The 13873-nt window shown below is 52.4% G+C and carries 13 protein-coding genes; 11 read left to right on the top strand and 2 right to left on the bottom strand.

What is annotated here, in order from left to right:
- The first annotated feature begins 79 nt into the window (after window positions 1-79).
- From KAJ71_RS18405 to KAJ71_RS18390, 4 genes are all read left to right on the top strand, one after another.
- Window positions 80-628: a helix-turn-helix domain-containing protein gene (locus KAJ71_RS18405; RefSeq protein ID WP_248947025.1), complete on the top strand. Its 549-nt coding sequence runs from the start codon at window positions 80-82 to the stop codon at window positions 626-628.
- A gap of 487 nt (window positions 629-1115) precedes the next feature.
- Window positions 1116-2045 (top strand): sugar ABC transporter substrate-binding protein, encoded by a 930-nt coding sequence (locus tag KAJ71_RS18400; protein ID WP_248947024.1) that lies wholly within the window; start codon window positions 1116-1118, stop codon window positions 2043-2045.
- 77 nt (window positions 2046-2122) lie between these two features.
- Complete coding sequence (locus KAJ71_RS18395) at window positions 2123-3607, top strand: sugar ABC transporter ATP-binding protein (protein WP_248947023.1); 1485 nt, start codon at window positions 2123-2125, stop codon at window positions 3605-3607.
- 17 nt (window positions 3608-3624) lie between these two features.
- Entirely contained in the window at window positions 3625-4650 is a 1026-nt protein-coding gene (locus KAJ71_RS18390) for an ABC transporter permease (protein ID WP_248947022.1), read from the top strand.
- Window positions 4651-4699: 49 nt separating this feature from the next.
- Here the strand turns inward: KAJ71_RS18390 and KAJ71_RS18385 are convergent, their stop codons facing one another.
- Entirely contained in the window at window positions 4700-5185 is a 486-nt protein-coding gene (locus tag KAJ71_RS18385) for an NlpC/P60 family protein (protein WP_248947021.1), read from the bottom strand.
- A 282-nt stretch (window positions 5186-5467) separates the two neighbouring features.
- On the opposite strand from KAJ71_RS18385, the gene KAJ71_RS18380 reads away from it, so the two are divergent.
- The 6 genes from KAJ71_RS18380 (at window position 5468) to KAJ71_RS18355 (ending at window position 10830) form a co-directional block, all read left to right on the top strand.
- A complete protein-coding gene (locus KAJ71_RS18380) occupies window positions 5468-6295 on the top strand; it encodes a carbon-nitrogen hydrolase family protein (protein ID WP_248947020.1) in 828 nt (275 codons plus the stop codon).
- Window positions 6296-6388: 93 nt separating this feature from the next.
- Window positions 6389-6910 (top strand): hypothetical protein, encoded by a 522-nt coding sequence (locus KAJ71_RS18375; protein WP_248947019.1) that lies wholly within the window; start codon window positions 6389-6391, stop codon window positions 6908-6910.
- A 323-nt stretch (window positions 6911-7233) separates the two neighbouring features.
- Window positions 7234-8349, top strand: a complete 1116-nt coding sequence (locus tag KAJ71_RS18370; protein ID WP_248947018.1) for an RNA ligase RtcB family protein — start codon at window positions 7234-7236, stop codon at window positions 8347-8349.
- Window positions 8346-8963: a peptide chain release factor H gene (prfH, locus tag KAJ71_RS18365; protein ID WP_248947017.1), complete on the top strand. Its 618-nt coding sequence runs from the start codon at window positions 8346-8348 to the stop codon at window positions 8961-8963. The genes KAJ71_RS18370 and prfH overlap by 4 nt, the downstream gene beginning before the upstream one ends.
- Before the next feature lie 50 nt (window positions 8964-9013).
- Entirely contained in the window at window positions 9014-9727 is a 714-nt protein-coding gene (locus tag KAJ71_RS18360; RefSeq protein ID WP_248947016.1) for an RNA ligase family protein, read from the top strand.
- Window positions 9715-10830: an AAA family ATPase gene (locus tag KAJ71_RS18355; protein ID WP_248947015.1), complete on the top strand. Its 1116-nt coding sequence runs from the start codon at window positions 9715-9717 to the stop codon at window positions 10828-10830. The genes KAJ71_RS18360 and KAJ71_RS18355 overlap by 13 nt, the downstream gene beginning before the upstream one ends.
- Window positions 10831-10929: 99 nt before the next feature.
- Here KAJ71_RS18355 and KAJ71_RS18350 read toward each other — a convergent pair whose 3' ends face one another.
- Window positions 10930-11508: a YiiX family permuted papain-like enzyme gene (locus tag KAJ71_RS18350; RefSeq protein ID WP_283106826.1), complete on the bottom strand. Its 579-nt coding sequence runs from the start codon at window positions 11506-11508 to the stop codon at window positions 10930-10932.
- A 278-nt stretch (window positions 11509-11786) separates the two neighbouring features.
- On the opposite strand from KAJ71_RS18350, the gene KAJ71_RS18345 reads away from it, so the two are divergent.
- On the top strand, window positions 11787-13691 hold the full coding sequence (locus KAJ71_RS18345; protein WP_248947013.1) for a methyl-accepting chemotaxis protein: 1905 nt from the start codon (window positions 11787-11789) through the stop codon (window positions 13689-13691).
- Window positions 13692-13873: the final 182 nt, after the last annotated feature.

Raw genomic sequence — 13873 nt, 5'->3', positions numbered from 1 at the left:
ATTGAACTATTATAATGAACACTTCAATCTCGATTTACAAGTCGAACGATCGTTCGTTATAAGATGAGTTACGCACCCTATGAAACAACCTATCAATATCATTGCGGAAGCCCTGGTGCGCGAACGCCAGCGCACTGGTCTCTCGCTGGCAGAAATTGCCCGCCGGGCTGGAATTGCCAAATCCACGCTATCACAACTGGAAGCGGGGAATGGCAATCCGAGCCTGGAAACGCTGTGGGCACTCTGCGTCGCGTTGGATATCCCCTTTGCACGTTTGATGGAGCCGCAGCAGAGTAAAACGCAGGTGATCCGGCGCGGGGAAGGGGCGGCGGTGGTGTCGGAGGTGGCTAACTATACGGCGGTGCTGTTGGCAACCTGTCCGCCTGGCGCACGGCGGGACATCTATCTGCTGACGACCCAGCCGGGAGCCGACCGTCTTTCTCATCCGCATCCGCTAGGCTCGGTGGAACACATCGTTATCACCCAGGGGCGTGCCTTGGTCGGGTTGGTGGAAGAGCCTGCCGAGCTGGATGCGGGGGATTATATTTGCTATCCAGCCGACCGGCCGCACATCTTCCGCGCCCTGGAGCCGGATACGTTGGCCGTGTTGGTCTCAGAACAAAACTAGCTCCGGCAACTGACAAAACCTCAACCGATTCGTTAACTCGCTATGTGGGGGCGCCGTATGCTGCGCCTTCTCAGCTAATCTCAGCCGTACTCCTTCGAACAAACGCTGCCAAACCAGATGGGGTGGTGGTCGCTTTGCGTTCATTTGTTAGATCCCTGTCATGTTTTTGTTATTTGATCATTCCAAAACACACGTTTCGCTTGTTTGGGTTAAAAAATTTCATTAATCTCAATTTTGAAACAAACGTTTGACAAATGAATGAGGTGTTTAACAATTACATCAGGGTGTTATCTCAATGCATTGTTTTAAATATAATATTTAATTATTTCCAAGCATCTCATAACCAGTATTAACTGATGATATGCCACGTGGAACAGGGTTTTAAGGCGATAATAACGAGCGGATTGTTGTTTGAATGTAAAAAATATCTTTCATTAGCCGTCAAATCAACAGGCCTCTTCATTCTAACGATTAAAGGGTACAGAACATGAAGCTGAAGAAATTGATCGTCACCTCGCTACTGATGTGCATGCTGCCAGCCTCGGTGTTAGCCAAAGATATCAAGATCGGTGTGTCGATGGCCTACTTTGATGACAACTTCCTGACCATCTTGCGCCAATCCATGCAGAACAAAATGAAGCAGGAAGGCAACGTCAGCGGCCAGTTTGAAGATGCCAAAGGCGATATTGCACAGCAGATCCAACAGATAGAGAACTTTGTCAGCCAAGGGGTCGACGCCATCATCCTTAACCCGGTGGATACCCAGGGCGTCAAGCCAATGATCAAGCTGGCAGAGAACGCTCATATTCCACTGGTGTTCGTCAACCGTCGACCAGAAGCCACGCTGCCAGCGGGTATGGCCTACGTAGGTTCAGATTCCAAACTGGCGGGCAAGCTGCAAATGGAAGAGTTGGCCAAGCTGATGAATGGTAAGGGCAACGTGATGATCCTGCTAGGTGAGCTTTCCAGTGAAGCCACTCGTGACCGGACTCGCGGCGTTGAGGAAGTGGCGGCCCAGTATCCGAATATTCATATCATCGATAAGCAAACCGCCAAGTTTTTCCGCAAAGAGGCGGTAGACGTGACGACCGACTGGATCCTCTCCGGCCAGCAGATTGATGCCATTGCTTCCAACAACGATGAGATGGCGATTGGTGCCATTCTGGCGCTGAAGCAGGCGAAGAAAACAGGGGTGCTGGTGGCGGGCGTCGATGGCACGCCAGATGCCCTGGAGTTTATCAAGAAGGGGGATTTGAGCCTCAGCATCTTCCAGGATGCCAAAGGCCAGGGGGAAGGTGCCGTACAAACCGCCATTCAACTGGTTAAGGGCGAGAAGGTCGAAAGCAGCGTCATGATCCCTTACCAACTGATCACCAAAGCCAATTACCAAGACTTTGCCGATAAGAATAAAAAGTAATCACCAACCGGCCCCTTGCCTACCGGTGAGGGGCATCGTTCACAGCGATCGGCAGGATAACGGCGGAGGTTATCAGTATGTATCCTTATGTGCTGGAGGCGGAAGGTATCAGCAAGCAGTTCCCGGGCGTTAAAGCGTTGGATAACGTGTCGCTCAAGATCAAACCGGGCAGCGTGCATGCGTTAATGGGGGAAAACGGTGCCGGTAAATCAACGCTGATGAAGTGCTTAATCGGTATTTATCGGCCCGATGCTGGCACCATCAAGGTCAAAGGGCTGCCGGTGACGTTTAACGATACGCTGGCGGCCTTGCACTCGGGCATCTCTATGATCCACCAGGAACTGAACCTGGTGCCGCATATGACGGTGGCAGAAAATATCTGGTTGGGGCGTGAACCCGCCAAGCTGGGTTTTGTCAATCACGAGGAATTAAACCGTAAAACCCGTGAACTGTTGGCGCATCTCAAGATTAAATTAAACCCGGAAACCCAACTAGGCACGCTGAGCATCGCCAACCAACAGATGGTCGAGATTGCCAAGGCGGTATCTTATAACGCCGACGTATTGATCATGGATGAGCCGACCTCGGCATTAACGGAAGGGGAAGTGGTGCATCTGTTTGCGATCATTCGTGAACTGAAGCAGCAGGGCAAAGGCATTATCTATATCAGCCACAAAATGGATGAGATCTTTGCCATCACCGACGAGGTCAGCATCTTCCGCGATGGTACCTCGATCGCCAGTGATAAAACCGAAAATCTGACCAAACAGTCGCTGATCACCATGATGGTGGGCCGCGAGCTGACCCAGATGTTTCCCAAGTTCAATAACAACATCGGTGAAGAGGTGTTGCGCGTGGCCGGGCTACGGCGCAGCGGCTGGTTCCGCGATATCTCCTTTGCGGTTAAGCGCGGGGAAATCCTCGGGGTTGCCGGGCTGGTGGGAGCTGGGCGCAGCGAAGTGATGGAGAGCCTGTTTGGTATGCACCCGGCTGAGGGGGGCGAGATTTATATTGAAGGCTTGCCGGTAAAAATAGACTCACCCTCCAAAGCCATCGAGCAGGGGCTGGCATTCCTGACCGAAGACCGTAAAAAGTCTGGGTTGTTTCTGGTGCTGTCGGTGGTAGAGAACATGAGCATCGTCAACCTTTCCGCCTATACCAGCAAAAACGGCTTTGTCAGCCAGACGCAGATGGCGAAAGACTGCATGGAACAAATTAGCAAACTCAATATTAAAACCCCGACGATGGATCAGATTATCAATAACCTCAGCGGTGGCAATCAGCAGAAGGTCTTAATTGCCCGCTGGCTATTGGCACAGCCGAAGATCCTGATCCTGGATGAACCTACGCGCGGTATCGACGTAGGAGCCAAGGCGGAAATTTATCGCCTGATCAGTGAATTGGCGCACCGTGGCGTCGCCATTATTTTGGTTTCGTCTGAACTGCCGGAAATACTCGGCATGAGCGATCGTGTCATGGTGATGCACGCCGGACGCATTACGGGGATCCTGGATAAAGATGAAGCAGACCAGGAAAAAATCATGGCGTTGGCCTCGGAATAACGCAAAGGTAAAACACAATGAATAACGTCAAAGTGGAAACTCAGCCAGTCAAAGCCTCGCTGTTTACCGGGTTCAGCGGCAAACTGCCGAAAGATACCGGCATCTTTATCGTCATGATCGGTATTGCGCTGATTTTTGAAATGCTGGGCTGGTACGTGCGCGATCAGTCGTTCCTGCTTAACCCGAACCGCCTGCTGCTGATCGTCTTGCAGGTGGCGATTATCGGCATCATCGCCGTTGGCGTCACCCAGGTAATTATTACCACCGGTATCGATCTCTCTTCTGGCTCGTTGATTGCTCTGACGGCGGTGGTGGCGGCCAGCCTGGCGCAAACCTCCGAAAGCATTTCGCCAATGTATCCGGGCCTGCTGGATCTGCCCGCGGCGATCCCCATCGGGGCCGGGATTGGGGTAGGCGTGATTTGTGGATTTATCAATGGGTTCTTGATCACTCGAACCGGTATTCCGCCGTTTATCGCCACCTTGGGAATGATGGTTTCTGCCCGTGGTTTGGCACAGTATTACACCAAAGGTAATCCGGTGAGTTTCCTGTCGGATGGCTTTACCTCGATTGGTCAAGGTGCCATGCCGGTGATTATCTTCCTGGTGGTGGCGGTGATTTTCCATATCGCGCTGAAGCACACTCGTTATGGCAAATACGTGTATGCCATCGGCGGCAACATGACCTCGGCCAGGGTCTCTGGGATCAACGTCAATAAATACCTGGTAACGGTCTACACCATTGCGGGTGGGTTGGCAGGATTAGCGGGCGTGGTGCTGGCGGCACGGGTCAGTAGCGGGCAGTCGAGCATGGGGGTTTCTTATGAGTTAGACGCCATTGCCGCAGCGGTCATCGGTGGCAGTAGCCTGATGGGCGGAGTAGGGCGCATTACCGGTACGCTGATCGGCGCGGTGATACTCGGCCTGATCAAGAGTGGTTTTACCTTTATTGGCGTGGATTCCTACATTCAGGACATTATCAAAGGCATGATCATCGTAGCCGCCGTGGCTATCGACATGCGCCGCAACCGCAAGAAGTTGTGAGCCTCAGGCCGCCGGTGTAGTGACCGGCGGTTTGGCATGGTGGGCAGGTTTATGCATTGCTGCCATTGAGACGCCGGGCCAATTCGTAACGCGCCCCCCAGTATTGGTTATCCAGGCTGGAAACGGTGACACCCATGCTGGTGGAGGCGTGAACAAATTCACCCTCTCCGATGTACACGCCAACGTGGCGCTGACGGGGTGAGGTTTTGAAAAACACCAGATCGCCAGTGTGCAACTCACTTTTAGCTACTCGCGAGCCCAGTTTCATTTGTTCACCGGTGCTGCGTGGCAAGCTGACGGCAAACTCATCTTTAAACACGCGCTGCATATAGGCCGAACAATCGATACCTTTGCGCGAGTTACCCCCGAATTTGTAGCGTACTCCTTCCCATCGGTCATAATGCGCCAGGATTTTTTTTAGCTCCTGAGTATTATTGTGGCCGGAATTGGCTGAAGCGGAAAAGCTCATGCAAAAAGCTGAGCAAGCGAGAAATACAGCAAAAAATTTAAACATAAATGATTTCTGAAAGAGCAATTGAACGTCTATCCCTGCAATGAAGTGGCTGGATTGCCTGACTCATTCCTTATGAGTGATGGCAATATACACAGTTATCGCTCATAAATAAACCCATAGCGGGTTAATTATTAACCATTGCCATGCCTGGTTATCGGCTGGGTACGGTGGTGAAATCTCAAATTGAGACGGCTCATCAGCATGGATATGGGAAGGAAAGAAGGTGATTTTACCCTAACAGTGACTTGCCAGCCGGTGGCTATAACGGGTAAAAACACTGTTCGACCGAAAAAGGAGTAATCAATGCGGATAACCTTGGCCCAATTTAGCTGCCGTGAAGGGGATATTGCCCATAACCTGGCCGCCGTGCTGGCGCAGATTGAACGTTGCAGCGGCCAAACCGACCTGCTGATATTGCCAGAAACGCAGCTTACCGGCTTTACCCATCCTGACGGCAATACCGACTACGCGCTGCAATTGCAAGGCCCGGAACTTGCGCAAGTGGTGGCGGCAAGTCAGCGCACGGGGATCGCCGTCGCCGTGGGTTTTCTTGAGCAGGATGGCGCGCAGCTGTTCAACAGCTCGGTGCTGATCACGCCAGAGCAGGGCATCTATCTGCATTATCGCAAAAGCCATTTATGGACCAACGAACGCGTCGAAGCGCAAGCGGGCGATCGCCTGGTATGCGGGCTGTGGCGTGGGCGGCGTATCGGCTTACTCATCTGCTATGACATCGAGTTCCCCGAGGCATCACGAGCATTGGCCCTGATGGGCTGCGATCTGTTGCTGGTTACCGACGGTAATATGGATCCCTATGGCCACGTGCATCGTAACGCTTTGCTGGCTCGTGCTCAGGATAATCAGATGTTTGTGGCGATGGCCAACCGCGCGGGGCATGGATGTGGGATGCAGTTTGCTGGCGAAAGCCTGGTTGTCGATCCTCTGGGGCGTGAGGTGGTCAGCCTGGGACGCGAGCCGGGAATCGTGCAGGCAGAGCTGGATTTCAGCCTGTTGGAGGCGTCTCGCCGCGAATATCGTTACCTGGAAGATCGGCGTTTGGCACTCAGCGCGGAGGCGCAGTGGCAGCAGCAAGATGATGATCAACGCTGGTGGCCGCTAATTCCGCGTTAACACCGCTTGCTGAAAGACCAATGGCTTAGGTAAAGTCATTGGCAGATTGGTCACTGTAATTGATAGATTTGCAGCACTCTAAGGAGCCGTACCATGCAATTCCCCGCCCTGAGTAAAAGAATCGTGCCACTGGCTGCGCTGCTGGTGCTGTCGTTACCCGCTGCCTGGGCTGAACAAAACGCCCCAGCCCCGATCCCGTCGACGTTAATCGGCAACTGGAGCGTGATCAAGGTCATTCCCACCCAGACCGTGAGTTGCTGGGATGAACAGCAGGCGCAGCAGTTGGTCGGTAATAGTATCAACTATAAAGCAGACGGTTTTACTTGGCATGAACAGAAACTGAATAATCAGGGGGTGACTACCACCACGGTAGAGGCGCAAGAGTTCGTGGAAGATAACTCGGGCGATAATTGGTATGTCGATTTCCCGATTTTAGGCATCAGTACGCCTTCAGTGCAGCGAGTCATTATTCAGCATCAGGATGTCACCGTACCGGGGATCACCGATCAGGGGAGTGAGGGTGTTCCCGGTGATAACGTGTTGGTGAAAGACCGCAATACGCTGCTCTTCTCCCAATGCGGCGTGTGGTTCGAGGCGCAACGGCAGAAAAAATAACGGATCCAATAGGTTGGGTTTGCACATGTTCGACCGTAGGGGCGCCGCATGCAGCGCCCCTACGTCGTGAAACATTATTCGGTGTCCCGACTTAATTTCTTGTAGTCGACGCGAACAACTATTGCTAACGCTAGAGTTTATATGTACTATCGCCGCGTTTTCCCATTCATTCACTTTGCAAAGGAGGTACATCATGAATTATCAAGCACTGTTTACCCTTTGCGGGTCGTATCCTCAGGCATAATTTCCTGCTCTCCAGGTATTGCTAGGGCTACCGCCCGCCAAATCCAAAAAATAAGATAAAATATTAATCAGGATTGGTTATGAGCAATACTATTGGCTCCGTTGCGCCACGAGTTTCATTGATCGCGTCGGAACACACCTGGATTGAAGGAAATGCAATCCAACAATTAGAAACTACCGCCAAGCTGCCGGATATGGTGCGCGTGGTCGGGATGCCAGATTTGCATCCTGGCCGAGGTTACCCGGTCGGTGCCGCTTTCTTTTCACAACATCGCTTCTACCCGGCGTTAATCGGTAATGATATCGGTTGCGGTATGTCGCTATGGCAAACAGATTTGCTGGCGATGAAACAGTCGCTGGATAAACTGGAAAAAAACCTGGGCAATATTGACGGCCCGCTAGAGGAAGAAGAGTTGGGGGATATTCCGCCAGCGCTTCGCGATTATTCTCGCGCATTGGGCACCATTGGCGGCGGTAATCATTTTGCTGAACTGTTACGCATTGACGAAATATATCAGCCGCAGGCCGGTCTTGATAAAAAACGTCTGATGCTGTTGGTGCACAGCGGTTCGCGAGGTTTGGGCCAGCTAATACTGGAACAGCATGTGCGCGCTCATGGGCATCATGGCCTGCTGGAAAATACCGATGCGGCTAACGATTATTTGCTGCAGCATCAACAGGCGCTGGATTTTGCTGGCTATAACCGGCAACTGATTGCCCAGCGGATATTGCAGCGGTTACGCACTGCCGGCGATTGCCTGCTGGATATCCATCATAATCTGCTGGCGGCGGCCACTATCGAGGGCGTGCCTGGTTGGCTGCATCGTAAAGGGGCAACGCCGTCGGATGAAGGGTTGGTGGTGATCCCCGGTTCGCGCGGTGATTACAGCTATATCGTCCAGCCGCTACCTGCCGCCAGCAGTTTGTATTCGCTGGCACACGGTGCGGGGCGCAAATGGATGCGTTCCGAGTGTAAAGACCGCTTATCGTCGCGTTTCAGCACCGAGCAGTTGGCCAGAACCTGCTTCGGCAGCCGGGTGATTTGTCGTGACCGCCAACTGATTTATCAGGAAGCGCCGGAAGCCTACAAGCCGATTGATAGCGTTGTAGGTGCCTTGCAGCAGGCCGGATTGGTCACGTTGGTGGCGCGTATGCAGCCAGTGTTGACCTACAAAACCAGCGGAGGGCAGTCATGATCTTGTTACAGATTTCTGCCGCCCAGGGGCCGGATGAATGTTGTCTGGCGGTGAGTTTGGCACTGCGTCAGTTCCACAAAGAGGCCCAGGCTATGCAGGTGGAACTGCATGAGGTTGAACGGGAAGAGGGCCGCCTGCCGGGCACGTTGCGTTCGGTGCTATTAACGCTTAGCGGTGATGCAGCGGAGCCATTGGCCGCCAAGTGGTGCGGGACATTGCAGTGGATTTGCGAAAGCCCGTGGCGTACAGGGCGCTCCAGAAAGAACTGGTTTATTGGGGCGGCGCGTTTCTCTCCGGCTGCGGTGCCAAAAGAGAGCGAGATCCGTTTTGAGACGTTGAGGTCCTCCGGGCCGGGTGGGCAGCACGTGAATAAAACGGAGTCGGCTATTCGCGCCACCCATATCGCTAGCGGCATTAGCGTCAAGGTGCAGACCGAGCGCAGCCAACATGCCAATAAACGTTTGGCGTATTTGCTGATCGCTCACCGTTTGGAACAGCTTGAGCAACAGCAACTGGACGAACAGCGTGCTGAACGACGGATGTTTCACCATCAAATAGTGCGTGGTTCACCGGTTCGGGTGTTTAAAGGCGAAAGCTTTACGCCGCTCGCTTAATAAATATCGGCCTGATGGGGCAGGCCGGTAACGCTATAAGAAGAAAAGAAATGGAAATACATAAATATGGTCGGACGTACCATTATCCGTTCTCACCGGGAACCACCAGTGACGATCGGATCAATAAACACTATTGGCAAGACATACGGTTAATCTCCTCACTGATCCATACGGAAAAGCTCGATGGTGAGAATAACTGCCTGAATCGATATGGCGTATTTGCACGCTCCCATGCGGCACCGACGGTTTCTGCCTGGACGCGCCAGATCCGCCAGCGTTGGCAACTGATTAAAAATGACCTGGGCGATATCGAACTGTTTGGGGAGAATTTGTATGCCACGCACTCGATCGAATATCGCGGCCTGCAACAGGACTTCTATCTATTCGCCGTGCGCTGTAAAGACATGTGGCTGAGTTGGCAAGAAGTGCAGTTTTACGCGGCATTATTTGATTTTGCCTGTGTACCAGAAGTGGTACAGGACGTGCCGCGCCAGACGGAACAAGAATACCGCTCGGCAATACTGGAGCAGGTGGGGGGCGTGGGGAGTTTTGCGCCGCACGATGTGCATACCGGCTTGCCATGTACCATGGAAGGGATTGTCACCCGCAATGCGGCTGAATTCCCGGTGGCTCAGTTTTCCCATAACGTATTTAAGTACGTGCGTAAAAACCATGTGAAAACCGATCGTCACTGGAGAGTGAATTGGCAACGAGCGCGTATGGCGTACGAGTATCAGCAGGAGGATAAACCATGTGGTGCTTAAGTGAAGACAAGCAGTGGGGCAGGCTGGCGGATAAATTCCGTTGGGTGGCCGACATGCATCAGGTGCCACAAGATCCCCGTCATCATGCGGAAGGCGATGTGGCAATCCATACCCAGCGCGTGCTGGTGGCACTGACCGAGTCAGCGCAGTTTTTGGCGTTGCCAGAGCAACAGCAGGAACTGGTTTGGGCTGCCGCATTGTTGCACGATGTCGAAAAGCGCAGTACCACACGGGTTGCAGACGATGGTTCGGTGACTTCACCCAACCACGCTAAACGCGGTGAACTGACCACGCGCTCGATCCTCTATCGGGATATCGTTACACCGTTTGAACTGCGTGAACAGGTAGCGGCCTTGGTACGTTTTCATGGTTTGCCATTATGGATCATGGGGCGGCCATCGCCGGAGCGGGCGCTGTTATTAGCGGCCTTACGGTTGGATACTCGGTTGCTGGCGATGTTGGCACGGGCGGACGTGTTGGGGCGCGAGTGTGACGACCAAAACGGCCTGCTGGATAACATCGAGCTGTTCGAACTGTTTTGTCAGGAGCAGCAATGCTGGGGGCAAGCGCGTCCTTTTGCTAGCGATAACCAGCGTTACCACTATTTGACGCATCCGCAGGCTAGCGTGGATTTTGTTCCTTATGAGCAATTTCAGAGCGAAGTGACGTTACTTTGTTCGCTGCCGGGAATGGGTAAAGATCGCTATATCGCGCAGCATGCCGCAGGGCTTGAGGTTATCAGCCTGGACAACATTCGCCGCCAACACCGGTTGTCTCCTACCGATAAAAACGCGACTGGCTGGGTCGTGCAGCAGGCCAAGTTGCAGGCAAAGACGTTGCTACGGCGAGGCGAGCCTTTTGTCTGGAATGCCACCAATATTACCCGGCAGTTGCGTAGCCAGTTGGTTGAGTTGTTTATCGCCTATGGTGCAAGGGTGAAGATTGTTTACCTGGAAGTGCCGTATGCCCAGTGGCAGCGGCAGAATGCCGAGCGGGAATACAGCGTACCTGCTGAGGCGATGGCGCGGATGCTGAGTAAACTGGAGATCCCGCAGGTGGATGAGGCGCATGAGGTGGAGTTACGGGTGCAGGACACAAGCTAACCTGGTTTGTGCACCCTCAAAGGGTGAGGGTGTCAGCGCGGAGCTAATATGTAGCATATACAGTCCCCTATCCATGTGGATAGGGGACGTCACCGTAGATTAATTCGCGATCACCGTGACCAACAGCGGTGATTCAAACATCGCCTTCGGCGAAATAACCGATTCGTCCCACGGGATTTGCGTTCCGTAGCGCTCATTCAGTTTCTTCTGCACGGCAGGAGCACCAAAGTTAAATTCACGCACTTTTTGCAGCTTGCCGATTTGAATCCCTAGTGCGCGATCGTAAATCTTCCACACCAACTCTGAGCAATATAACTTCTCATCAGACCAGGAAAACTGCATGTCGTAGGGCTTTCCGGCAAAGGTTTTGGCCTGCTGGCGTATTTTTAGCTGCGCGGACGGCGTCATCATTTGCTTGGAATTCTTCAGCCGTTTGACGACAAAATGCTTTTTTTCTCCCCGATCGATCCAGGCGGCCAGCGGTGTGTATTTCACCGTCGATACCGCTTCGAATACGTAAGGTTTGCCATCTCGCAGCACAATGATGCCCATGTGGCTGTAACGCGAGCCGGTGGCTTGCTGTATCGCCAGGCTCTGTGCCGAGCGGGATGTGTGGAAAATGATGTCACCATCCTGCACCGCAGGTAGCTCGCGAGCTTGGCTGACCAGCACGGTCATCAGGCCGATGGTGAGAAAGAGAATAGCCCACAGGCGTTTGGTAAAAATCACGTTCAATCCCTCGAAGTTAGAATTTAGCGACTTTATCGGGGCTGTGTGAAGTGAGGATGAAGTGGTAGAGCAAAGCTGGGAAGTCGCATTGGCAGTCCTGATGGGTAAATAAAAATAATCATATATATCAATGTAATAATAACAATTTCATCATTGTGGTTAAAGGGTGTTTAAAGCAGGCCGATAGCTGTTCTATTGATGTTTTCACCTAAATAGGACGAAGCCGGATGTTAGGGATCTACCGTATATCGATGAGAATGAAGCTTTTCATTGCTCTGTTTCCACTGCTACTGGCTTTATGCTGGTTTGCCGGTTCGGGTATGAAAACCCGGATCAATACCGAACGTCAGATGGATGTCATCGTTCAGCTAACGGCAATTACGCGTGGTGCAGGGGATGTCGTGCATGAGCTGCAAAAAGAACGTGGTATGAGCGCAGGTTATCTAGGCTCTGGCGGTGGGCAGTTTCGCGCCGAACTAGCGGATCAACGTAAACTGACAGATGCGGCGATGGCGAAATTTAGCCAAATGTTATCTAAAACGGATCGCAGCGCATTAGAAGGGATTGATACATCGGCGATTCAGTTATTTAACGACCAAACCCAGTTATTGAGCGAGATGCGTAATAACGTCAGCAATTTAAAGATCGCGGCACCGCAAGCCATTGGTTTCTATACTAAGACTATCGCCCAAGTGCTGGATTTTGTCGGCGGTATTGGGCATTTGACGGCATCGGGCAAGATCGGCCAGGAATTGTCAGCTTATTACAGCCTGCTTAACCTAAAAGAACAGTCGGGTATAGAGCGAGCATTACTCTCCGGCGTTTTCTCTAGCGATCGTTTTGGTGATGGGCAATTCCGCCAGTTGAGCGATGTGGTGGGGAAACAAGAGGCCTGGCTTTCTGCGACTCATCGTTTCAGCACCGTGGAGCAAGCGGCGGCGCTTGATGGCGCATTGCGCTCTACATCGGCAGCTGATGCCCTTAAGTTTCGTGAGATTGCGCTCGATAAAGTCGCAACCGGTGGGTTCAAGGTTAGTCCTACCGATTGGTTCAAGGCTCAGACTCTGCGCATTGAAGTGCTGCGTCAAATAGAGAATCAAACCGCTGACACGTTACAAAAGCATGCTGCAGAGTTGTCACGTACGGCACGTAGCGAATGGATGACTTTCCTGTGCATCAGCCTTCTTTCCCTGGCAGTGGCCTTAGCGATAGCCATCGTCGTTGCGCGGAGTATCCATCTGCAACTGCAAGGAACGCTGAAAACGATTGGTGCAATGGAGGGGGATTTGACCCAACGCCTTAGCGTGCCGGGTAGTGATGAGTTGTCAGCATTGAATCATGCCTATAACCAATCCATTGAAAATATTCAGCATATCGTTAAAGAGATTAAATCCGGCTCGGAGGTGCTTCACCATGCTAGTGGTGATATCGCTGCTGGCAATCAGGATTTAGCGCAACGTACTGATGAACAGGCGGCATCTATCGTTGAAACTGCGGCAAGTATGGAACAAATATCCACGGCGATTGCCCAGACTGCAGATAACGCCCGCGAAGCGGAACAACTCACGCTGGCGATGGAGCGTGATGTCATGCAGGCGAATCGCGTGGCAAATGAAGCCAGCCAGAGCATGACGGAGATCCGTAATTCTAGTGAGCAGATTTCACGTATCGTGGCTTCTATTGACGACATTTCTTTTCAGACCAATTTATTGGCGCTCAATGCTGCGGTAGAAGCCGCTCGAGCTGGCGAGTCAGGCAGGGGATTTGCGGTGGTAGCGAGTGAGGTGCGTAACTTATCTCAACGTTGTGCTAAAGAGGCGAGCCAGATCCGAGAGCTGATTAATCAAAATATGGAAAAAATTGCGGAAGGCGTCGCCCGGGTTTCGGCTTCCGGGATCGCGCTAAAAGCGGCAGCAGATAACTCTGGGCTGATGAAGCAATATGTTAGCGATATCGCTCAGGCCGCCAACGAACAATCATTGGGGGTGGGGCAGGTTCATCTGGCTTTGAATCAACTTGAACAAGTCACCCAGCAAAATGCGGCTTTGGTTTCACAAGCGGCCAGTGCCAGCCAGGTACTGGATAACCAAGCGGCAGCGATGACCAAATTAGTGAATCGGTTTATCGTATAATGTTCTCGTTGCAAGGACGGCGGGAGTCATCCCGCCTCTTACTCTAGCGTTTGCTTCGTAGCGTATTTTTATTATTCTTGATAAGTCTCCCCTTTCCTGTATGCCGTTTACCGTATATACCCTGATGTCTTTTTGTGTAAGCGGTATGTCGTTTTGTACTGCTTGGGTGCATACTATCGCCG

This window comes from Serratia silvae (assembly GCF_023282985.1).
GTDB lineage: Bacteria > Pseudomonadota > Gammaproteobacteria > Enterobacterales > Enterobacteriaceae > Chania > Chania silvae.
Note: the sequence above shows the minus strand (reverse complement) of the source record. Positions and strands in the feature narration are given on the sequence as shown.